The organism is Acinetobacter sp. TYF_19 (assembly GCF_043105125.1).
GTDB classification, from domain to species: domain Bacteria; phylum Pseudomonadota; class Gammaproteobacteria; order Pseudomonadales; family Moraxellaceae; genus Acinetobacter; species Acinetobacter johnsonii.
The window spans coordinates 136,730-159,899 of sequence record NZ_JBICLH010000087.1 but is presented as its reverse complement, the minus strand read 5'-3'; the positions used below and the strand labels follow the sequence as shown (position 1 = coordinate 159,899).

The following is a 23,170-nucleotide window of genomic DNA, read 5'->3' as shown; positions in this document are numbered from 1 at the left end:
TGCGAAACCTTGGAAAGATACAAAGAGCAGCTCGCTAGATCGAAATGAATTACTTCGAACAGTTAATCTTGGAGGCAGTGCTTCTCAGGCAGGACACTATGGAAAAATCAGGCTATCATCGGTGAAGTTTGGTTGAAACTAAGATGCACTGCATTAAATTATTAGGAGATAAACTCAGAGCAAGGCGTTTTGATAGCCAAGTCAATGAGATTCATGCACGTGTAGCAGTCCTCAACAGATTTACGGAATTAGGTCGACCACTTACCCAAATTACGCCTTAAATTTGGCTCAATTAGGGGCGCTTTGCATTTCCAATCTTTGTGCAACAAAGCCCCTTCGTGATGTGATTTAAATTTAACAATTTGGGCTTTAATTCTCCTATCAAATTCGCTATTTGATGTCTTTTCACCCAACTTATTGTGTGAAATATAATCAATATCAAAATCCTCCCATCCTAAATCATTTTTAGGAAAGTAAAGTGTTTGTTTAGCTTGTGCTAAATTTGATATTGAAAAAAATACGACTAGAATCGTTATGAATTTACTAATCTTGAGCATTATTTCCTCTTGTTGTAGTTGTTTTTTCAATATGGTAATGATCATCAAAATAATAATTATCTGAAATGTCCAGCCATGCATTTAATTCTTGATCAAACTCTAATACACGATTTTTATAAAGTAGAATCACCTTATTTTGCTTAAAGCTAAAATGAGAAGACTCAGCTGGAAGTTCAAACCAATTGACATCGCCATTTTCCACAAACCAATCTTCCCATGCAATTTGAATTTCAGAAATATAGAATTCCTGCTTGTCTGTGTTCCATAAAAAAGGGTGAGGGGTTTGTAATTTTTTTACATGCTTTCGAATAAAAAATTTGCTTTGTTTATGATGCTCAATAAATTGATTAAGCTGAGTGTAAATAAATGTGAAAGGTACTTTAATTTCGCTATTCTGGCTTAAGTCGTGCGCTTCGAATACATCCATCTCTGAAAGATTACGTTGTTTCTTATTCCATTCTTTATAATGATTACCATAGTCAGATTCAGCATTTGCCATAGCTTCAGCAAAATCTAATCTATATTCACCTCGTTTTTTGAGATTCACATACCTTTATAATGTGTTCCAAGACTCATGAAGAGTAATGGTTTGAAGTTTTGGAATAGAAAATCCATCTTCAGCATATCGCGTTGCAGCCTCGTGCCTTAAGTCATGAAAGCGTAACCCCTCAATACCAAGATGAGAGCATGCTCTTGTAAAGTAAGTTGAAACCGTAGCTGTATTTATTGGTACCAGTAATGCTTCACTACGCCCAAGGTCTAACATTCTTAATCTGGTTTCTTTATCCAAGAATTTATTTACTAAATCGATTGCTTTAGTTTCAAGGTGCGCGTACTTATGGTTACCCTCAGACCCTTCGGGGTATTTAGCATCTCGAACCAACCATTGTGTATTGTGACGATCGTAATCAGCTAATCGCAAAGAACAAATTTCATCTTCCTGACGTCCTGAGTAGATTGCAAACCAAATGATCAGATGCATAGGTACAGATTTAGTTTATGCTTCCAGTTTTTGTAAAAATGCGTTGTTAATGCCTGAAGCTCTTCAAAGGTTGGTAATCGGTCACGAGTCTTAGACTTAGTGACGATTCTTGATTTTCGTAAACCTGTTAGCGCTTTGTCATATTCAACAACGACTTCTTCTAAAGGCTCACCCCAAACATGTTCAACATGGATCAACACTGCCTTAATATGGCCTAAATCTTTTAATGCTGTGGAAGGAGCAACCCCTTCAGTACCTTTTAAAGGATCACCTTTACGTCGAGTAATTGCAAAATCAGCAAAATCTTGGCGAGTTAATGAATAGATATTTTTCTCTGAAATCTCTAAACTAGCGATGTTATTTAGTGACCATGTTTTTGTTCGAGCAAAATTATCTGCCTCTTCAAGGTATCTCTTAATAAAGTCAGCCAAAGTTGCATGCTTTAACTTCTCTTGAGGATTGAGCATCTTTTTTGGATTCAGCTCTATTTCAGCTTCAGTACGTTTAATCCATTCGTCTGCTAATGATTTTTTGCTAAAAGTTTTTGAGACTTTATAAATAGGGTAGCTTTCTCGTTGCACACGTACTTGAGCACGATAACGTATAGTTCCATCTTTTATTGACGTTTAGTAACCGTACCCATGTGATTTGCACCATAACTTTTAAGCGGTGCAAATAGGAAGCTGCTAGAAGTCAATAAAAAGCGATTCAAAGAAGTTAAACGAGGTTAAAGAAATTGAGTCAAAACAATGTAATTAAAGAATTGTTTGATAAACCAATAGGTAAGAAACTTTGGGTCGCTCCGATGGCAGGCGTAACTGACCGTCCATTTAGGTCTCTGTGCAAATACTTTGGTGCAGGGCATGCTGTCAGTGAAATGATGACATCAGACCAAACGTTACGGATGAGTAAAAAAAGCTTATATCGTGCTAATTTTGATGGTGAATTGGCGCCTATTTCAGCACAAATTGCAGGATCAGATCCCAAAGAGTTAGCGGAAGCTGCACGATATCAGGTCTCAAATGGTGCTCAAATTGTGGACATTAATATGGGGTGTCCTGCCAAGAAAGTCTGTAATAAGCTGGCGGGTTCTGCACTTTTAAAAGATGAAGACTTGGTGGCTCGAATTTTGGATGAAGTTGTGGCTGCAGTTGATGTACCTGTCACACTTAAAACTCGTTTGGGTTTTTTGAATGGTCATGAAAATATCTTACGTGTAGCGAAACGTGCTGAAGAGGCGGGTATTGCCGCGTTGGCGTTGCATGGGCGCACCCGTGAAGACATGTATTTGAACACGGCTCGTTATGATTTAATTAAAGAGGCTAAACAGCTCATTCGTATACCAGTGGTTGCCAATGGGGATATTGATAGTCCAGAAAAAGCCAAATATGTACTCGATTATACTGGTGCAGATGCAATTATGATTGGTCGCGCTGCGCAAGGGCGTCCATGGATTTTTCGTGAAATCGCACATTATTTGGAGACAGGTGAACATTTGGCAGCACCAAGCATTCAAGAAGTAAAAGAAGTTCTACTTGGACATCTTGCTGAACTGTACACATTTTACGGGGAATACTCTGGCTGCCGAATTGCACGTAAACATATTGCTTGGTACACCAAAGGTTTACGTTCAAGTAATGAATTTCGCCAGAACATGTACAAAGTGGAAAGTACAACTGAACAATTTAAAGTGGTCGCTGACTACTTTGACCAATTACTCATACATGGTGAAACCATGAATGACGTACAGGTTGAACAGGTCAATTTGTTAGAAACCAAATAAACAAAGCTCCACGTATGGAGCTTTGAGTGAATAATGAGACTTAATAACGGCTTTGTTGCATAAATATGTAAGCATCTGATTTAAATAGATTTAATTTTGGATCAAAAAATAATCAAAACTTTTAAAATCATATAGTTATGAAATCTTTGTGCAACAAAGCCCTTAATAACTGACTTGTTGCATTTCAACCAACAATTGGTTAATTAAGTCAGGTGCTTCCATGGCACGAATTTGCGAAACATTCGTACCTGCCCAAAATGCACCAAAGCCTTGATCGCCTTGTTTACTTGCTGCGGCATGTAATTGTTTTCCAAGATCATAACAGTAGGGATATGCAGCAACAGCAGGGCGGTTCGGTAGATCAATCTGGGTATGCCAGTGACCCAGTAAGCCGCGAGCTGGGCGACCTGAAATACTGGCACTTATTTGTGTGATGTGCTCATGGAAAAGTGCATGACGGTAGGCATCATTGGCATTCGACGTTTTGCATTGTACGAAAGCTGTCCCCAACTGTACCGCACTCGCGCCGAGGCTTAACATCTGCTGAGCCTGTGTACCATTCATAATGCCACCCGCAGCAATAATCGGGCACCGACAGTGCTGCGTCAGTAATTGTACGAGGTCGACCGTACGTATTGCACTATCAAAATGTTCATTAAAAATCCCGCGGTGTCCACCTGCTTCTATGCCTTGAGCAATAATAAAATCAATTCCTGCTGCTTCAATGGCCCGTGCTTCCGCTAAGTTGGTTGCAGAAACCATGGTTAAAATGCCAGCGTCTTTTAGCGCCTGTATTTGGTGCGGATGGGGAATACCGAAGTGAAAACTGACGGCTTTAGGGCGAGTTTCAAGTACAACATTTAAAAAGTCATCATTGTCCAAAAAGCTAGGATAAATACAGTGCAGTTGCGTGGGGGGGGCTGCATCGTATTGTTCAAAATGAGGTCTTACAAAATCAATCCATGTTTGTGCGATAGCTGGATCAAGTTCGACACTTTGATGACAGAAAAAATTAACTTGAAAAGGTTGTTCGGTCAGTGCTTGGGTTTTTAAAATTTGGCTACGTGCGGTTTCTGCGGTGTTTGCACCTAATCCAAGTGAGCCTAGCCCGCCTTGATTTGAAACCTCCGCCGCAAGCTCTGGTGTGGAAACACCAGCCATCGGTGCAAGGAAGATAGGATGTTTAATTTCAAGGCGTTCTAATAATAAAGACATGTACTTGCTCCTTTTACATATAGACACTTTGCCCAAGCACTGCAAAATTGGCAAATAATATTCAGTATTTTCTCGAAAAATATCTAAAAGCAATCACGTTTATTTTTCGGTTTTTAGCGACAATCCATGTCGTTGGGTATGTGTATTGGTAATGCTTTTAGTCTGAAATTTTTTATACTTTTATTTTTAGATTTTACTGAGGACCGTCATGACCGATCGTATCCGTGAAAAGCTACAGATTTTAGCTGATGCAGCTAAATATGACGTGTCCTGTTCGTCCAGTGGTAGCAATCGTAAAAACAAAGGCAAAGGTTTGGGGAATACAGGAAACGGTATCTGTCATAGTTATACAGAAGATGGTCGCTGTGTTTCATTGCTTAAAATTCTATTTTCAAATGTCTGTATTTTTGATTGTTCGTACTGTGTTTCTAGACGCTCTAACGATGTCAAGCGAGCCGCTTTTACTGTACAAGAAGTGGTGGATTTAACCATCAACTTTTACCGCCGCAATTATATTGAAGGTTTATTTCTCAGTTCAGGTATTTTTAAATCAGCTGATTTCACTATGGAGCGAATGCTACAAGTGGTGAAAAAGTTACGCCTTGAAGAAAATTTTAATGGTTATATTCACCTAAAAACGATACCAGGTGCCTCCCAAGAAATTATTACCGAGGTGGGCTTATATGTAGACCGCATGAGTATTAACTTGGAAATGCCGACAGAAGTTGGTTTAAAACAGTTTGCACCAGAAAAATCGCATGCAGAAGTACAAAAGGATTTAGGTATTGTACGCGATCGCTTAATTCAGTTGACTGATGAGCGGCGTGTGATTCAGCATGTGCCGAAGTTTGTACCAGCGGGACAAACCACTCAGATGGTGGTGGGCGCACATCAAGAAACAGACAAAGATATTATTTTAATGGCAGATCATCATTACAAAGTGTATCAGCTCAAACGGGTGTATTTTTCAGGTTATATCCCAATCAATGAACAGGAAAAAATGCTTCCTGTTGTAGGTTCTGCACCGCCATTATTAAGAGAAAATCGGCTGTACCAATCGGATTGGCTCATGCGTTTCTATGGTTTTGATGCGCAGGAAATTGTGAATGATCAGCATCCGAATTTAGATTTGGACATCGACCCGAAGCTAAGTTGGGCACTACGTAACCCTGAGCATTTTCCTGTTGATATTCAACATGCAGACTATCGTATGATTTTACGTGTTCCGGGGATAGGTGTTCAATCGGCTAAAAAAATTGTGCAAGCTCGTCGTTTTGGGCAGATTTATATCGATCAACTAAAGCGTATGGGCATTGCTTACAATCGGGCACAGCATTTTATTCGCTGTGCAGATACGCCAAAGTTTAAAAAAGAACAACAAGCGAACCAGATTCGGCAGCACATTTTGCAATCGGGGCAATCTAAATATCAAAAACAGCTTTCACCTCAACTGGGCTTTGGTTTTTAGTATGTCGATATATTGCTTTGATCAAAGCATGACTGGGTTGCTGAGTTGTGTGTATAGGAGCTTTCAGTTTAAAGATTTTGACGTCAAGCTTGCATCTAACAATTCCCAAGCCAGCTTGTTTGATGAGTGTATTGAGGTTGCTTCAAATGATGAACACGCAGAGCGAGTTTGGCGGGGATTAAAACAAAAAATCACAGCTGAGAGTCTGCGATCTTTTTATTATTGCTTTCTGTCTGAGCAGGAACAGGCACATCAACATCTTTTTAATTTCTGTATCTATGTGTTTAAAAATACACATGCGGTAGATCATAACTATGCGCATACGGATGTATTGGCTGTTTCGCAGTGGGCCAAACAAGTGGGCAGGGAAAAGCATCGTATGGAAGCTTTTGTCCGCTTTAAAAAATGTCAGGATGGATTGTTTCTAAGTTTGGTACAGCCAGATTTTAATGTTTTACCACTGATAGAACGGCATTTTAGAAACCGATATCAAGACCAAAGATGGTTGATTTATGATGAAAGAAGAAATTTTGGAATTTATTATGATTTGACAGCTGTGCATCAGGTGAAGATGGATGTGGATCAAATTGATCATGCACACAAAGTCGGACACAGCCAGTCCTTTAGTGTTGAATTAGATGATGATGAGCTGCTGTATGACCAGTTATGGAAAGATTATTTTAAAAGTATCAACATCGAGGCAAGAAAAAATATCAAAATACATGTGCAATATGTTCCTAAACGCTACTGGCGTTATATGAATGAAAAAACAATCTAGCGAGATGTAAGCAGGGAGGAGTTGGTTCATCATTTCTATGACGTTTTGGGCTGCTATGATGAAGAAGAACAGACGTTAAACAATTCATACTAATTCGAGGCTAAGCTTTCTCACCTGTAGACTTGAAGCGCAACCATCAGTAATAGTGCATCTGAGTAGTGGCTCAGAGAAAAATGTGTAAGTTTAGAGTCGATGATGAATGATGCTGTAAATAGTAAAAAGCCCATTCAATTCATGGGCTTTCTGCATTTTTAATAGGTAGATTGTTAACGCTTATCCTGTTGTTGACGTTAAACATGCACATTAAACAGGGAGCCAATCCAACTGGCAAACAGCATCGCAAAAATCCCCCATAGCGTCACACGAAATGCGCCTGTCCACATAGATGTCCCAGAAAAGTAGCTCGATAAAGCCCCTAAGCCAAATAACGATAGTACCCCTGTAAGAGCAACTGACTGAGTCAGATAACCTTGAGGGCTTAATAGAATTGCCAGCATAGGAAACAGAGCACCTAGTGAAAAGGCGAGGGCAGAAGAACCCGCGGCTTCAAGTGGTTTAGCACTGGTATTTTCATGGATGCCTATTTCATCACGAGCATGTGCAGACAGTGCATCATGTGCGCTGAGTTGTACTGCAACTTCATGCGCTAGTTCAGGTTCTAGTCCACGTTGTATATAAATTTGCGTCAGTTCTTTAAGTTCTAAGTGCGGGTTTTTATCTAATTCCCTAGCTTCATGTTTTAAGTCGGCTTCTTCAATATCTGATTGAGACTTCACCGAAATATACTCGCCCGCAGCCATAGAGCTCGCACCTGAAATGAGCCCTGCAATACATGTGATGAGTAAGGTATGGCTAGTTGCGCCACTGGCCGCCATCCCCATAATCAAACTGGTCACTGAAATGATGCCGTCATTGGCACCCAATACCGCTGCACGTAGCCAACCAGTACGATGAATTAAATGAGGTTCAACATGGTGAGAATAGGACATGACGATAGATCATCCTCAAATTTTAAAGTTATGATTTATTTAATAATGCACGTTTCATCTACTATAGCACAGCCCATAAAAAAGCCTCCGAGTGGGAGGCTTTTTTGAGTTTAGAAATATTATTGCGCTTTTTCTTTCACATCAGCAGCGCCTTGTTCTACTGCACCAGCAACATGAGCTGTTGCTTCTTTAGAGGCATTTTTAACATCTTCAGCAGCAGCTTCAGTTTTCGCAGCAGTTTCGTCAGCGGCAGCACCAATTTTTGCAGATGCTTCATCTGCAGCTTTTTGAGTGTCAGATACGGCTTCACTTGCAGCTTTGTTAATATCATGACCTGCTTGTTCAGCAGCATTTTCAAGGTGTTCACCTGTCGTTGCACCTGTTTCAGGTGCTTTTTCTTTTGAACAACCCACTAAAACAACAGCAGCAGCAAGACCTAAAGCAATAAGTAATTTATTCATTTTCATATCCTTTTCGTTTTATACCCAAAAGTAGGGGTTGGGCAAAATATAATCTACTTTGAATGTAAAGCAGACTGCATTATTGTTAAAAAAATGTAATTTTTTATAAAAAACAGCGTGATAAAAAGGCTTATAAGCTGAGTTGCCTATAAGCCTTTAGCAGAGAAGCGTCTGAGAGGATTACACGCCAGAACGAATAATGTAATCAAAAGCAGACAGAGATGCTTTCGCGCCTTCACCTGTGGCAATGATGATTTGCTTGTATGGCACAGTCGTACAGTCACCTGCGGCAAATACACCTTTGACATTGGTTTCATTGCGATCATTAATCACAATCTCACCACGGTTTGAAAGCTCAACAGCAGTCTCTTTTAAGAAATCGGTGTTTGGCAATAAACCAATTTGTACAAAGATTCCTGCAAGCTCTACCGTATGTTCTACATCGGTTGCACGATCTTTATATTTCAATGCCGTCACTTGTGAACCATCACCCACAACTTCGGTCGATAGTGCGTTCAGGATCACTGTGGTGTTAGGCAGACTATGCAATTTGTCTTGCAACACTTGGTCAGCACGTAGTTTGGTATCAAACTCAACCAAAGTTACATGTTCCACAATCCCAGCAAGATCAATCGCAGCTTCGACACCTGAGTTCCCCCCGCCAATTACGGCAACACGTTTGCCTTTAAACAGTGGGCCATCACAGTGTGGACAGTAAGCAACACCACGAGTACGGTATTCTGCTTCACCCGGTACATTCATTTCTCTCCAACGTGCACCTGTTGAAAGGATGACTGTTTTAGATTCAAGCTTCGCACCATTTTCTAAAGTGACTTCAACCAAACCATTCGCGGTCTCATCTGCACCTTTGATGTGAGAAACACGTTGTAAGTTCATGATGTCCACACCGTACTCACGTACATGTGCTTCCATTTCAGCAGCAAACTTTGGCCCTTGGGTCTTTTGAATCGAGGTATAGTTTTCAATGTCCATGGTATCCATGACTTGACCACCCATACGTTCAGCCACGATCCCGGTTTTAATGCCTTTACGCGCTGCATAGATAGCAGAGGTATTTCCTGCAGGACCACCACCAATCACTAAAACATCAAAAGCAGCTTTGGCATTGAGTTTTTCAGCTTCTTTAGCTGCGGAATTGGTATCCAGTTTGGCAACAATCTCTTCCAAGGTCATACGGCCTTGACCGATATGGTTATTGTCTTGGAACACCATCGGTACAGCCATGATTTTGCGTTCTTCAACTTCGTCTTGGAAGAATGCACCATCAATCATGGTGGCTGTCGTGCCCGGATTGTAAATGGCAATCAGGTTTAAGGCTTGCACCACGTCTGGACAGTTATGACAGCTTAAAGAGACAAAGACGTCAAAGTCAGACTGGATACCTAAACCTTTGATTGAAGCTAAAACTTCATCTGATACTTTGGGTGCATAACCTGAGGTTTGTAACAATGCCAAAATCAAAGAGGTAAACTCATGTCCCATCGGCAAACCCGCAAAGAAGACACGCGGCTCTTCACCGGCTTTTGCCACACCAAAGCTAGGTGCACGTGAGTTTTGACCATCAAAACGTGCAGTCACCAGTGGAGACAGTGCTGCAACTTCTTCAACCAATTCTTTGATTTTGTCTGATTTCTCAGAACCATTCAAAGTCGCAACCAATTCAATCGGACCTTCTAGGCGTTCAAGAAGTGTTTTTAATTGAGCTGAAGTATTTTGATCTAACATTGTTAAGCTCTCCAAAGCAGTCTATAAATTTATTTGATAGAAGAATCATAGAGCAAATCTAGAAATAGATAAAACAGTTTGTTTTTATTTTGGTAATCGGTTTTATAGATTTAAAGATATTTTCTTCAATCATTTCATAAAGCTATATGGGGGATTTAAATGATTTTTCAAGTGATTTGCAGTTTAAGCCGTATAAATTAGGTATGATCAAGACAATTAAAAAATAGGGAAGCAAGTGATGCAATTACAGTGTGGTATCTATCAGCATTATAAAGGGCAACTGTATCAAGTTTTACATGTAGCGACGCATAGTGAAACTGAAGAAAAACTGGTGGTTTATCAGTGTTTATATGGTGATTACTCGATTTGGGTACGTCCACTTGCCATGTTTACTGAAACGGTAATGTTAGAGGATGACCGCGAGGTTAAGCGCTTTAAACTGATTCAAGAAGTATAAACGAAGCTAAGTAAAGTAGAGGGGATTTGATGATGCATGCAGAATTTTTGAGTAAAGTATCGGCCTTATATCATCGCTTTCAAGAACATGACAGTACGCAAACAGATCGTATTGCACGCTTTCGCAATATTGAACCCGAGTCTGCACAATTTTTGGTGCAACTGCTTCATATTCAGCAGCCTGAGCAGATATTAGAAATAGGTACATCAACAGGTTACTCAACATTATGGCTAGCTTATGCAGCACAGCAAGTGAATGCTCTATTAACCACTTTGGAAATTGATACTGACAGAAGTCAGCAAGCTGCTAGTCATCTTGCGGATTTCAATTTATCCAATGATGTTGAGTTTTGGGTGGGGGACGCAGCCGAATATCTGAAGCAGTCGCAAGCCATCTTTGATTTTATATTGCTAGATGCTGAGCGAGATGCTTATGTCGACTATTGGCCAGATTTGAAACGACTGATGTGTGTTTCACGCGGAGTTTTGGTGGTTGATAATGTTCTATCGCATGCGGATCAAGTTGCAGATTTTATAGCACTTATTCAGCAAGAAAAGCAGTTTAGTCTGTCTACACTGGCGATTGGCGCAGGTTTGTTGTTAGTGACGAGAGATCATGGAAAACAATCAGGATAAATCCTGATTGTTTGTGCTTGAAAAATTAATGAATACTTAAGCGTGTAAAGTGCAAATCATATTCTAAATATTTATGAACAAAGGCTGTTTTATTATTACATCGAACTAAATTGTTATAAACAAATTCAGGCACGGGATGATACAACTCGCCTGAACCATCGGCATAGAAAATTTTTAAATAGCGTGAAGAAGCATTGTATTTCCAGGATGTTACCGCAATTGTCCCCATAAGCGACTCCCCATCATCTCAATGGAATCACAGCAAAATGGCTGCTTCTTTTAAACTTATGCCAAACTTGAAAAGTGATGTATTACAGTTTTGTAAATAAAAAAACCGTACATAAAGTACGGTTTTTTAAGTGATCAATTAACGCATTTTCGCAAGGAAACGACCTACACGGGTAATGGCTTCACGTAGTTCATTTTCAGCAGGGAGGAATACCACACGGAAATGATCTGGTGTAGGCCAGTTAAAGCCTGTGCCTTGAACCAGAAGTACTTTTTCCGTACGAAGTAGATCAAGCATTAGTTTTTCATCATCCTGAACGGGATAGATTTCTGGGTCCAATTTCGGGAAGCAATACATTGCGCCTTCAGGTTTAACACAAGATACACCCGGAATATCATTCAACATTTGCCAAGCGATATTACGCTGTTCGTATAAACGACCGCCTGGACGAATTAAATCATTGATTGACTGGTAGCCGCCTAAAGCAGTTTGAATGGCATACTGCGCTTGGTGGTTGGCACACAAACGCATAGAAGCCAGCATGTCCAAACCTTCAATATAGTCGACTGCACGAGACTTATCGCCTGTGATGGCCATCCAGCCTGAACGGTAACCCGCAATACGGTATGCTTTAGATAAACCATTGAAAGAGATACAGAGTTGGTCACCAGCTAATGCTGCGACAGAAACATGTTCAATACCGTCATAAACGATTTTGTCGTAAATTTCATCTGCAAACAAAATCAAATCATGCTTTTTAGCCAATGCGACGATTTGCTCAAGTACATGGCGTGGATAAACTGCACCTGTTGGGTTGTTTGGATTAATAATCACGATACCGCGGGTACGTGGTGTGATTTTACTCTCCATATCCGCAATATCGGGATACCAAAAGTTTTCTTCATCACATTTATAATGAATGGCTGTGCCACCTGAAAGATTTACCGCAGCCGTCCAAAGGGGGTAGTCAGGCATTGGCACGAGCATCTCGTCACCATCATCTAACAAGCCTTGCATGGCCATTACGATCAATTCAGAGACACCATTGCCGATATACACGTCATTGACATGCATATCTAAGATGCCTTTTTGCTGATAGTACTGACAGATGGCTTTACGCGCAGGGAAAATCCCTTTTGAGTCGGTATAGCCCACTGCATTTGGCAGGTTTAATGCTACATCATTAATAATCTCTTGAGGAGCTTCAAAACCAAACGGTGCAGGGTTACCAATATTGAGTTTGATAATCTTATGGCCGGCTTCTTCCATTTCATTGGCCGCTCGCAACACTGGTCCACGGATGTCGTAGCAAACATGCTCGAGCTTAGACGATTTTTTTATTTCGCGTGGGGTGTGGAGAGTGTTCGGCATTTTGATGTTCTCGGAAAGAGTGGAGGTCACTTTTGCATAACGGTATAAATAGCTTTTAAATGTTTCAGTTGTCACCAAATCGAGATCATGTTCATCTCTGAGTAAAGCAACAATTTTTTCATGCGTAAATCCCACCTGCTGATATTGTTTAATCACAGGCAGTAGATGTTTAAAAATAACGCTCTTTTTTTGCGACATTTTTTAATCCTGAGCAAGAATGTCAATAAGACTAACATTAAATTTGCTCACAAAAAAGCATTAAAGAAAATAAATTGCTTACCATTTTTATAGAATGCTTTCTTTTTGCTTTTATTGGAATTATAGGTCTTTTGTAAATTGTGAACTAAACACTAGAAATTTTAAGATGAATCACGTAAATATAGGATTATCCTATTTTAAATAGCAAGATAGAAAGGGACGTAATCATGGGAAAACTCAATAAAACAGACCGAGAATGGCAAAGAGAGTTATCACCTGACGAATTTCGCATTACGCGACAAAAGGGGACGGAACCAGCCTTTACGGGGAAATATTGGAATACTAAACAAGCAGGGACTTATGTATGTCGCTGCTGTGGTACGCCATTATTTAATTCTGAAAATAAATATGACAGTGGTTGCGGCTGGCCAAGTTTTTATAAGCCACTCAATACGACTGTGATAGAAGAGCATCAAGATACAACACATGGCATGGTGCGTACTGAAATTGTATGTCATCACTGTGATGCTCATTTAGGCCATGTTTTTACAGATGGACCTGAGCCTACAGGTTTACGTTACTGTGTAAACTCGGCTTCATTAGAACTAGAAACACAAGAAAAAAGTGATGAGGATACTTATCCATGACCAACATTTATCAGTTTGAAGCGGAATTGTTAGATGGAAAAAATAAATCCTTTGCTGACTATGAGGGCGAAGTGCTGCTCATCGTCAATACGGCCAGTAAATGTGGTTTTACACCACAATTTGCGGGATTAGAAAAAATTTATGAGCAATATCATGCACAAGGGTTTGAGGTGTTAGGTTTCCCTTGTAATCAGTTTGGGGGGCAAGATCCGGGTAGCAATGAGCAAATAGGAACGTATTGTCAGAAAAACTATGGGGTGACTTTTCCCATGTTTTCCAAAGTTGATGTTAAAGGCCCTGAAGCCCACGCCATATTCCGTTATTTAACCAATAACAGCAAAGGGATTCTCGGCAGCGGCATTAAGTGGAATTTTACAAAATTCTTGATTGGTAAAGATGGCAAAGTAATTAATCGTTATGCGCCAACCACCAAGCCTGAAGCCATTCAGGCAGATATTGAAAAAGCATTACAACAATAATCTGTTGATGTATCGTCAGTGATGAAAGAGCAAGGCGCTTCAGTTGAATTTTGGAGTGATCTGCGCATGCCTTATGTGGAAACACGTCGGGCATGTGCAAGTCGTGCTTGTTATAAAGCCCATAGTCATCCGACATTTTCAATTGGAGCGGTGGATCAAGGCAACAGTATTTTCACTAGTCATTTTGGTGGAACGCAACAAATAGACGCGGGTACCTTGGTATTGGTTCCTGCACATGTAGAACATGCGTGTAATCCTATTCCAGATCAGGTTTGGAGCTACCAAATGATGCATTTAGATGCAGGTTGGTTGAACCAGTTATTACAAGAAACTGGACATGAATATACTTGTCATGACATTCCGCAGTTCAAACCTGTGTTGTATAAACAGCCAAAGATGTATCAATACTTTAGTTGTCTTAACAGTCAATTATTTGAGACTGCACTGTCTTATTGGGAAAAAGAACAAACCTTAATCACAACACTTACTGAGCTTTTATTTCCATATATTCAACTAGAATTGCTTGCTCCTCAACACTATGCACAGCAAGAGTTTAAACAGCTTTTATCGATGATTCAGGATGCTGACGTGTTTTTATCATTAGAGCAAATGTCGCAAGAAGTCCAATTGAGTCGGTATGCCATTATTCGGTTATTTAAATCATCTTTAGGCATGACGCCGCACGCTTATCAATTGAATCATAAAATTAATGATGCACGCATCTTTTTAAAACAAGGCATGGATATAGCGCAACTGAGTTATATGCTGGGCTTTAGTGACCAAAGTCATTTTCATCGTGTTTTTAAAAGTTTAACGGGCACCACGCCTAAGCTCTATCAAAAGCAACATCGCGCAATTTTATCCAAGAGTTGATCTTAATCCGTCGTTAGGCTTGTCTCACTTTTAAAGAGAGACAAGTGATGGAGCTTTTTATTGTTATTGCTGTGACGCATTTTGTGGCTTTGCTTTCTCCTGGGCCTGATTTTTTCCTGATACTGATGACGGCATTAAACAGTGGTCAACGAAGGGCACGATATACAGTTTTCGGTATTGTAGCTGGGAATGTTTTTATTCTAGCGCTAATTTTTACTTTACTGGGGTGGCTTGGGCATATTCATGCTTCTGTTCTGATGTTGCTACGCGGATTAGGTATTGCGTATTTGTTGTATTTGTCTATGCATTGTTTTCGCTATAAGTATCATGAAAATGTTGATGTTCAAGCACATGATTCCACACCTCATCAAACTAAAATTCTATGTTTTACTCAAGGTTTACAGTCAAGTTTGCTGAACCCTAAAAATATGATGTTCTATAGTAGTTTGATATTGCTGGTTTATTCAAAATTTGATTTTTATACTTTGCTTTTAATGAGTCTCTGGATGGTGACTGTGGTTCTGATATGGAATCTGCTGGTGCTTAAGTTATTGAGTTGGAAGCACTGGAATCATTTTTTAACTCAGCGACTCAATTGGCTTTATAAGATGTCAGGGTGCTGCTTTGCCTCTTTTGCGATCGTTTTGCTATTAGATGGACTAGTAATATGAGAATCTTAAAGTAAAAGTCAATCAGTTGTCTGATGTCATAAGTTATAACAATGAAATAATTAATTCTCATTTGAATTTACAATTTAAATGAGAATTAAATCAGTTTGACTAAGATCAATTCTCATTTACTATCAGGCTCGAATTTTAGATTGATGAAAAAGGGTAGGAAATGGTTAAGCTGAAACCATTGGTGTTAATGATGGCATGTGTATCTGGGTACAGTATTTCATATGCTGCCGAAGCTCCAGTAGTCGTTGAATCCGACTCATCATCTCAGGCGAGTAATGTTACAGCTTTGGAAACGATCCGTATAGTTGCAAGTGCCGATGCTTCTGCAAATGGTTTAATGGAAGCTTTCGCTGGTGGTCAGGTTGCAAGTGGCGGCCGAGTTGGGATTTTTGGGAATCAAAAAAATCTTGATACGCCATTTAATTTAACTAGCTATACCAATCAATATATTCAAGAGCGTCAAGCAAAGAGTGTTGGGGATGTGCTAAAAGCAGATCCGAGTGTACGTGTTGGGCGAGGATATGGTAATTTTCAAGAAAACTACTATATCCGTGGTTTTAACTTAGGGTCAGATGACACTGCTTATAATGGTTTATATTCAATATTACCGCGTCAATATATTCCAACAGAACTTTTTGAGCGTGTGGAAGTATTAAAGGGTGCCTCATCGTTTTTAAACGGTGCTATGCCAAGTAATGGTGGGATCGGTGGAGCAATCAATCTTCTACCAAAACGAGCAGGAAATGAGCCATTAAATCGGGTAACTGTAGGTACAGATTTTAATGGTGGCTATATCTCAAATGATATTTCACGACGTTTTGGTGAAGATCAGCAATTTGGAGTACGAGTAAACACCGCCTACCATGATGGAAATACGTCTGTTGATGATGAAAAGAAATCATTAGGGCTTGCTGCTATTGGACTAGATTATAGTGGTGAGGGCCTACGCCTTTCGGGTGATATGGGCTATAGCAACAATCGCTTAAATGCAACGCGACCAAATGTAACATTGGGTGCTGGGTTAACGTTGGTACCAAAGGCTATTGATAGTTCTAGTAATTATGCTCAAAAATGGTCTTATTCAAATGAAGAGAATGTTTTTGGAAGTTACCGTGCGGAATATGATTTTAATGATGCACTAACTGCATATGCAGCATATGGTTTCCGTCATGGCGAAGAACAAAACTCACTGGCAAGCTACACATTAAGAAATGCTTCAACGGGTGCTAGTACACTCTACCGTTTTGACAATGCTCGTGTAGACATGGTCAATACAGGTGAGGTTGGGGTACGTGGAAAGTTCGATACAGGTTCAATTAAACATAATTTAGTTGTTTCTGGATCAGCATTTCAACTAAATACGAGAAATGCCTATTTTATGGATTCAGGGAATCCATTGAACTCTAATATTTATCATCCTATTCAACATGACCGACCTGCTGCTTTAACACCAGCATTCTCAGGTGGAGATATGGATAGTCCGAAATTGACCACTCGGACGCGCTTAAGAAGTGTTGCTATTGGGGATAATCTGACTGCATTAGATGATAAATTAATTATCATGTTGGGTGCGCGTTATCAGCAGATTCTGCAAGATACATATAATTATTCTCAAGTGAAAACAGGGGCATATGATGAGAGTAAATGGACGCCTGCACTTGGAGTAACCTATAAAATTACTCCAGAAGTTTCAGTTTATGTCAACTACATTGAATCTTTAGCGAAAGGTCTAACAAATACAACTGGTGGTGTGACCACATCGATTAAACCGTTTGTGGCTGAACAGAAAGAAGTAGGTGCCAAATATGAAAATGACCATCTTGGGGTGACATTAAGTTTATTTGATATTAATAAACAACGTGGCATTATGCAAAATGGTGTATTTAGTGATTCTGGTGAATACGTTCATCGGGGGGTAGAACTGAGCAGTTATGGAAAGCTTACAGACTCCTTGACTGTTTTAGGTGGTGTAACGTGGATGCATGCGACGCAAGAGAATACTGGCTCAGCTACTTATGATGGAAATTATGAAGTAGGGGTTCCAAAGTTTCAGGCGAACCTAGGCACAAATTGGAAATTACCACTCCCGCAAGATATTTCTTTAAATGCCCAATTGACTTATACAGGTTCAACTTATGCAAGTTTGGACAATAATTTGAAAGTTAAGGATTGGACTACGCTTGATTTAGGTGCAAGTTATAGAACTCAGTTTGGTCAAACCCCAACAACATTTAACTTCCTTGTGAATAATGTATTTGATCAGGATTATTGGGGTTCTGTTGGTCTATATGACAATATTAACAATACAAGCAACACTAATAATGGCTATTTAGTTGCTGGTTTACCGCGGACATTTATGCTTAGTGCATCATTTGATTTTTAATCGAATAAAGACAAGAAAACCTCCATTATAGGAGGTTTTCTTTTTTTAGATGAGCTTGTTTACAAAATCGCTTTTAAGCGTTTAATCACCTGCTCACACTGTGCAAGATCTGCAACTAGCGCAAGACGCACATGGTTTTCGCCTGGGTTGCCTTGCTCAGTATCGCGTGACAAGTAACGTCCTGGAAGTACTTTGACATGTGCTTTTTCCATGAGCATTTTTGCAAAAGTTTCGTCATTATCTACTTTTAACCAGTAGTAAAAGCCTGCATCTGGTTTTTGTAGGGGCAGTATATGGCCTAATTCCTTTTGAAATAAATCAAATTTTGCACGATATTGCACACGGTTTTCTTCAACATGCGCTTCGTCATCCCATGCTGCAATCGAAGCAAATTGGTGCTGTACAGGCATCGCCGCACCATGATAGGTACGGTATTGTAAATAAGGCTTGAGTAAAGCTGCATCACCCGCGACAAAGCCAGAACGCATACCCGGTAAGTTTGAGCGTTTAGACAGTGAGTGGAATACGACACAGTTTTTGTAGTCGTCTCGGCCTATTTCAGCACAAACTTCGAGTAGGCCCACAGGTGCAGTATCAAACCAAAGCTCTGAATAGCATTCATCCGATGCAATCACAAAACCATATTGGTCTGAAAGTGCGATTAATTTTTTGAATTGTTCTTTTGATAACACCGCACCAGTTGGATTGCCCGGTGTACAGACAAATAACAGAGCTGTTTTCTCCCAGACTTCAGCAGGCACAGCATTAAAGTCACCGAGATAACCATTTTCTTCGGTGCAATTTACAAAATACGGTTTTGCTCCAGCAAGTAAAGCGGCACCTTCATAAATTTGGTAGAACGGGTTAGGCATAACCACATAAGGCGCATCTTCACGATTTACCAATGCCTGCACAAAAGAGAAAATTGCTTCACGTGTGCCCGAAACAGGCAATATATTGTTTTCTGCACTAATCTGATTGAGTTGAAAACGACGGGTTAGCCAGTTTGCAATACTGGTGCGTAATTCGGGTATACCTTTACTGTTTGGGTAGGTCGATAAATGCTGAAAATTCTCGATAATGGCTTGTTTCACAAACTCGGGTGCAGGATGCTTAGGCTCACCAATCGAGAGTGGAATGAGGGGTAAGTCTGCGGGAGTAATATCCTGAAATAGTTTATTCAACTTTTCAAAAGGATAAGGGTGTAAAAGGGATAAACTCGAGTTCATGAAACAAAATACCAGTGTTTATTGTTAATGTTGACCACAGACCTGACTAGAGGCTTCATCTAAGGCTGATTTTAGTTGTACAGCAAAAGTTTCAGCTTCAGTTTCGGTCATGGGTTGCCCATCTTTTTTGGTGACAAAGAAAATATCTTCGGCACGCTCACCTAGGGTGGCAATTTTAGCAGAGTGAATATCTAGACCTTGCATCATAAACAACCCGCCTACTTTGGCAAGTAAGCCGGGATGGTCAAGTGTTGCAATTTCAACCATGTTTTGTTGCAGTGCTTCATTCAGCGTAATATCAACGGTGTTTTCAATGTCGAAATGGCGTAGCTGACGAGGGATGCGACGTTGCATGAGCCCAGGGTATTTATCTGAATTGGCTAAGGCATCTTTTAATGCTGATAGCACTTTTGCTTCACGTTCAGGGTCGGTTAGCAGCGTACCAAAACGGTCAAGAACGACATAAGTGTCTAAGCTAAATGCTTTGGTCGCGGTAATAATACGCGCATCTTGTACGTCCAAGTTCATACGATCGAGAATAGCAACCGTTGTTGCAAACAGATTGGGCTGATCTTGGGTATAAATAAAGATTTGTACCGCATCTTGAGCAAATTTACGCTGTGCGCGCATCAAAACCAGCGGTTCAGGGTTATCACCGTGTTGTAAAATAGCACGTGTGTGCCAAGCAATTTCATCGGCAGACTCTTTGAGGAAATATTCATCCCCCAGTTCTTGCCAGACTTTTTCGACATCATCTAGTGCAAACTCTTCGACCAGTTGTTCGCTGGCAGAAAACTTAGTGTCCTCGATGAGCATTTGATAGTCCACAGGACGGCCTAAACCTGAGCGAATCACGTCACGTGCATGGGTATAGAGCTGACGCATGAGAGAAGCGCGCCACGTATTCCAAAGTGAAGGATTGGTCGCATTGATATCCGAAACTGTCAACGTATATAGATAGTCGAGATGTTCCATATCACCCATTTTCTCAGCAAAAGCTTTAACTACATCGGGGTCAGAAATATCTTTCTTTTGAGAAGTGACGGACATGAGTAAATGGTTTTGGATGAGCCATGCGACAAGGTTGCATTCACGTTCGGTAAAACCATGACTACGACAGAATTCAATCGCATCGGTTGCACCTAACTCACTATGGTCTCCGCCACGGCCTTTGGCGATATCATGGAAAATGGCAGCCAAATAGACAATGTCACGACGTGCCAGACGTTGGAACACCGAACTCACAACAGGGAAGTCCTTGGCAAACTCAGGTTCTTTGAAACGGTTTAAGTTGCGCAGTAATAATAAAGTATGTGCATCCACGGTATAGATATGGAACAAGTCATACTGCATCAACCCCATAATCTGCCCAAACGCAGGAATATAGTTACCTAAAACGCCATAACGTTTCATTGCCACCATGGTTTCATATAAACGATGGGGTGAGCGAATGATGGCCATAAACAGGGCTTGATGCGCTGGATTATCTCTGTATTTTTTGTCAATGCGTTTAGCCGCCAAAATCAACAAACGTAGCGTTCGTGCTCGGATGCCTGTAATTTCAGGTCGATTGGCCAATATATAGAAAATTTCTAAAATAGCGCTTGGATTTTCAGAGAAAATTTTATGGTGTTGAACCGCTAGTTTGCCGTCGACCAGTTTAAAATTTTCATTGATTTCTTCAATGTTACGCTCATAGTTCGGCAGGCGTGGGGTAATCACAGATTCATTGAAATAAGCCAACAGCATTTCATTCAGCGTGGTGACTTGTTGAGCGCTTCGATAATAACGCTTCATGAATTGTTCAATTGGGTAATTCGGTGATTTACCTTCTTCACGCACATAGCCAAACTTTGCGGCAATGTCACGTTGATAGTCGAACAGTAAACGGTTTTCATCACGTTTAGTGAGGCGGTGTAGGTGATGACGAATTTCCCAGAGGAAGCTTTCGGCTTCTTCTAATACCCCCAACTCAAACTCTGAAATAAAGCCTAAGTGCACCAAGTCATAAATACGGTTTACGCGGAAATGCCGCTTAGCAATCCAACCAATTTGGTTAATGTCCCGAATGCCACCCGGCGCGTTTTTAATATCGGGTTCTAGATTACTTTCCGTAAAGTTATGCTGTGCATAGCGTTTGGCCTGTTCTTCCATTTTTGCATCATAGAAGGTTTTATCTGTCCATGTTTGCGAAACAATGCGTCGCGGCCATTTGGCTAAGTGTTCATTGCCTGTAATTAAACGGGACTCAATGAGGGCTGTGGCAACTGTTAAGTCGGAGGTTGCTTGTTCAACACAGTTGGCAATGGTACGTACACTAATGCCGGGCTTGAAATTGCCGACATCCCAAAGTGAGGAAATAAAGACTGAAATGATTTTCTCTTGTTCTTCGCTAAACTCATCTTCAGACAAGATCATGATGTCTACATCTGAGTAAGGCAGCATCTCCCGGCGACCATAGCCACCGACAGCAAATAAACTTAAGTCTGTCTGATCGAGTTTTGCATATTTCCATAGGAAAATAAGTGCTTCATCGATCATATTTGAACGCGTTAAAATGACATCACGAATGGATTGGCCATGATCAAAACTTTCTTGTAATTGATTTTCGACATCACTACGCCATTGATTAATCGCTTTGATGTCGTGATTGCTGCTGACATAGTTAAGCAGTGGAGAAGTATTGATCATGAACCGTATCCGTATATTTTAACAACGCTTAATTTTGATGAACGCTCACTAGTCCAGCAGCTTCGGCCGCCAGTTCACGCGCTTGGTCGGTTGTTTCAGCACGTGCTGTCGCAACGCCCATACGGCGACGTGTAAAGCCTTCTGGTTTTCCAAAAATGCGTAAATCAGTATTTGGGTTTGCCAAAGCAAGATTTAAGCCAGAAAAAGATAAGTTATTATCATCTACGCCTGCATAGATGACGGCACTCGCTGCAATGCTATGACGTGCTGTATTTACAGGTAGACCCAAAATCGCACGTGCGTGTAGTTCAAATTCACTTTGGAACTGAGAGGCAAGTGTCACAAGACCTGTGTCATGTGGGCGTGGCGATACTTCACTAAACCACACTTTATCGCCTTTGACAAAGAGTTCTACACCGAAAATACCGCAGCCACCTAATGCGATGGTGACTTTATTGGCAATACGCTTTGCTTCGTCAAGGGCTGCTGGTGTCATGGCTTGAGGCTGCCAGCTTTCCACATAGTCACCCGCGTCTTGGCGATGACCAATTGGGTCGCAGTACGAAGTTTCAATTTCACCTGTTTCTGGGTTTTTTGAACGTACTGTTAATAGTGTAATTTCAAAATCAAAATCAATTTGTGATTCTACAATGACTGTCCCTTGATTTACACGACCACCTGTTTGCGCATATTCCCACGCAGCATCTACTTCTGAGAATTCTTTTACGCGTGATTGGCCTTTGCCAGAAGAGGACATGACTGGTTTAACAAAGTTTGGATAACCAATGTCATCACATGCAGCACGGAAAGATTCTAAAGTATCTGCAAAACGGTAAGCCGATGTCGGTAAGCCCAGTTCTTCCGCAGCTAAACGACGGATGCCTTCACGGTTCATGGTTAAATTGACCGCTTTTGCAGAGGGGATGACTGTGGCAATATTTTCTTGTTCGATTTCAACCAATACTTGTGTCGCAATGGCTTCAATTTCAGGGACAATTAAATTCGGCTTAACGTCCTGAATGAGTTGTTTAAGCGCAGTCGCATCTGCCATATTTAAGGTATAGGCATAGTGTGCCACTTGCATTGCAGGAGCATGATCGTAACGGTCAGCAGCATGAACTTCTACACCTAAACGTTGTAAAGAAATCACAACTTCTTTCCCAAGCTCTCCAGAACCCAATAGCAGAACTTTAAATGCTGAAGGCTGAAGTGGAGTACCAATAGTAACGCTCATGTAAATCATCCATGCTTGATTTTATGGGCTTTTAGCATAGCAGAACTCTTAAAAGCGTTCAGGGTTCATTCACATAAATTAATGA

General features: G+C 40.6%; 20 protein-coding genes and 2 pseudogenes. 11 read left to right on the top strand and 11 right to left on the bottom strand.

The genetic code is table 11. The features are described from left to right. Positions 1–281 (top strand): annotated as a pseudogene (locus ACF8FD_RS15440) (IS5/IS1182 family transposase); the annotation flags it as partial. On the opposite strand, the gene ACF8FD_RS15435 reads toward ACF8FD_RS15440, so the two are convergent. Both ACF8FD_RS15435 and ACF8FD_RS15430 read right to left on the bottom strand, forming a co-directional pair. After that, entirely contained in the window at positions 249–557 is a 309-nt protein-coding gene (locus ACF8FD_RS15435; protein ID WP_234304861.1) for a hypothetical protein, read from the bottom strand. The pseudogene ACF8FD_RS15440 and the gene ACF8FD_RS15435 overlap by 33 nt on opposite strands. Beyond that, positions 544–2,182 (bottom strand): annotated as a pseudogene (locus tag ACF8FD_RS15430) (tyrosine-type recombinase/integrase). Before ACF8FD_RS15430 ends, ACF8FD_RS15435 begins: the two are co-directional and overlap by 14 nt. Positions 2,183–2,302: 120 nt before the next feature. Between ACF8FD_RS15430 and dusB the strand changes: the two are divergent. After that, positions 2,303–3,322, top strand: coding sequence for a tRNA dihydrouridine synthase DusB (gene dusB / locus ACF8FD_RS15425; RefSeq protein ID WP_262470896.1), 1,020 nt, complete (start codon positions 2,303–2,305; stop codon positions 3,320–3,322). Between the two features lie 162 nt (positions 3,323–3,484). Here the strand turns inward: dusB and ACF8FD_RS15420 are convergent, their stop codons facing one another. Beyond that, entirely contained in the window at positions 3,485–4,537 is a 1,053-nt protein-coding gene (locus tag ACF8FD_RS15420) for a nitronate monooxygenase family protein (RefSeq protein WP_058869485.1), read from the bottom strand. 208 nt (positions 4,538–4,745) lie between these two features. Here ACF8FD_RS15420 and ACF8FD_RS15415 point away from each other — a divergent pair, with 208 nt between their 5' ends. Continuing rightward, positions 4,746–6,005 (top strand): putative DNA modification/repair radical SAM protein, encoded by a 1,260-nt coding sequence (locus ACF8FD_RS15415; protein ID WP_392453561.1) that lies wholly within the window; start codon positions 4,746–4,748, stop codon positions 6,003–6,005. 1 nt (position 6,006) lies between these two features. Then, positions 6,007–6,783: a TIGR03915 family putative DNA repair protein gene (locus tag ACF8FD_RS15410; RefSeq protein WP_234305091.1), complete on the top strand. Its 777-nt coding sequence runs from the start codon at positions 6,007–6,009 to the stop codon at positions 6,781–6,783. Positions 6,784–7,073: 290 nt separating this feature from the next. Here the strand turns inward: ACF8FD_RS15410 and ACF8FD_RS15405 are convergent, their stop codons facing one another. The 3 genes from ACF8FD_RS15405 to ahpF all read right to left on the bottom strand — a co-directional run bounded on the left by ACF8FD_RS15405 (position 7,074) and on the right by ahpF (position 9,979). Further along, a complete protein-coding gene (locus tag ACF8FD_RS15405; RefSeq protein ID WP_062032668.1) occupies positions 7,074–7,772 on the bottom strand; it encodes a VIT family protein in 699 nt (232 codons plus the stop codon). Between the two features lie 119 nt (positions 7,773–7,891). Continuing rightward, on the bottom strand, positions 7,892–8,233 hold the full coding sequence (locus tag ACF8FD_RS15400) for a hypothetical protein (protein ID WP_234304864.1): 342 nt from the start codon (positions 8,231–8,233) through the stop codon (positions 7,892–7,894). A 180-nt stretch (positions 8,234–8,413) separates the two neighbouring features. Beyond that, the gene (gene ahpF, locus ACF8FD_RS15395) at positions 8,414–9,979 is read right to left on the bottom strand and encodes an alkyl hydroperoxide reductase subunit F (protein ID WP_392453560.1); all 1,566 of its coding nucleotides are present in this window, start codon (positions 9,977–9,979) and stop codon (positions 8,414–8,416) included. A gap of 238 nt (positions 9,980–10,217) precedes the next feature. Here ahpF and ACF8FD_RS15390 point away from each other — a divergent pair, with 238 nt between their 5' ends. After that, positions 10,218–10,436 carry a DUF1653 domain-containing protein gene (locus ACF8FD_RS15390; RefSeq protein WP_392453559.1) on the top strand — a complete coding sequence of 73 codons (219 nt, stop codon included), beginning with the start codon at positions 10,218–10,220 and terminating at the stop codon, positions 10,434–10,436. Positions 10,437–10,465: 29 nt separating this feature from the next. Further along, positions 10,466–11,071, top strand: coding sequence for an O-methyltransferase (locus ACF8FD_RS15385; protein WP_392453558.1), 606 nt, complete (start codon positions 10,466–10,468; stop codon positions 11,069–11,071). Between the two features lie 25 nt (positions 11,072–11,096). On the opposite strand, the gene ACF8FD_RS15380 is transcribed toward ACF8FD_RS15385, so the two are convergent. Then, positions 11,097–11,300: a KTSC domain-containing protein gene (locus ACF8FD_RS15380; protein ID WP_086209342.1), complete on the bottom strand. Its 204-nt coding sequence runs from the start codon at positions 11,298–11,300 to the stop codon at positions 11,097–11,099. Positions 11,301–11,438: 138 nt separating this feature from the next. Continuing rightward, entirely contained in the window at positions 11,439–12,869 is a 1,431-nt protein-coding gene (locus tag ACF8FD_RS15375; RefSeq protein WP_392453557.1) for a pyridoxal phosphate-dependent aminotransferase, read from the bottom strand. Between the two features lie 227 nt (positions 12,870–13,096). On the opposite strand from ACF8FD_RS15375, the gene msrB reads away from it, so the two are divergent. The 5 genes from msrB to ACF8FD_RS15350 all read left to right on the top strand — a co-directional run bounded on the left by msrB (position 13,097) and on the right by ACF8FD_RS15350 (position 17,931). Beyond that, entirely contained in the window at positions 13,097–13,516 is a 420-nt protein-coding gene (gene msrB / locus ACF8FD_RS15370; protein ID WP_005399615.1) for a peptide-methionine (R)-S-oxide reductase MsrB, read from the top strand. Next, positions 13,513–13,995, top strand: a complete 483-nt coding sequence (locus ACF8FD_RS15365; protein WP_004980122.1) for a glutathione peroxidase — start codon at positions 13,513–13,515, stop codon at positions 13,993–13,995. The genes msrB and ACF8FD_RS15365 overlap by 4 nt, the downstream gene beginning before the upstream one ends. Before the next feature lie 21 nt (positions 13,996–14,016). Then, positions 14,017–14,868: an AraC family transcriptional regulator gene (locus tag ACF8FD_RS15360; RefSeq protein WP_392453564.1), complete on the top strand. Its 852-nt coding sequence runs from the start codon at positions 14,017–14,019 to the stop codon at positions 14,866–14,868. Between the two features lie 47 nt (positions 14,869–14,915). Further along, on the top strand, positions 14,916–15,539 hold the full coding sequence (locus tag ACF8FD_RS15355; protein ID WP_392453563.1) for a LysE family translocator: 624 nt from the start codon (positions 14,916–14,918) through the stop codon (positions 15,537–15,539). Between the two features lie 169 nt (positions 15,540–15,708). Next, entirely contained in the window at positions 15,709–17,931 is a 2,223-nt protein-coding gene (locus tag ACF8FD_RS15350; protein ID WP_392453556.1) for a TonB-dependent receptor, read from the top strand. A gap of 59 nt (positions 17,932–17,990) precedes the next feature. Here the strand turns inward: ACF8FD_RS15350 and dapC are convergent, their stop codons facing one another. From dapC to purT, 3 genes are read right to left on the bottom strand one after another with little or no spacing between them, the layout of a single operon-like run. After that, the gene (gene dapC, locus ACF8FD_RS15345) at positions 17,991–19,160 is read right to left on the bottom strand and encodes a succinyldiaminopimelate transaminase (protein WP_058869494.1); all 1,170 of its coding nucleotides are present in this window, start codon (positions 19,158–19,160) and stop codon (positions 17,991–17,993) included. Positions 19,161–19,184: 24 nt separating this feature from the next. Further along, complete coding sequence (gene glnD / locus ACF8FD_RS15340; protein WP_392453555.1) at positions 19,185–21,851, bottom strand: [protein-PII] uridylyltransferase; 2,667 nt, start codon at positions 21,849–21,851, stop codon at positions 19,185–19,187. A 28-nt stretch (positions 21,852–21,879) separates the two neighbouring features. Further along, positions 21,880–23,094, bottom strand: a complete 1,215-nt coding sequence (gene purT / locus ACF8FD_RS15335; protein ID WP_392453554.1) for a formate-dependent phosphoribosylglycinamide formyltransferase — start codon at positions 23,092–23,094, stop codon at positions 21,880–21,882. Positions 23,095–23,170: the final 76 nt, after the last annotated feature.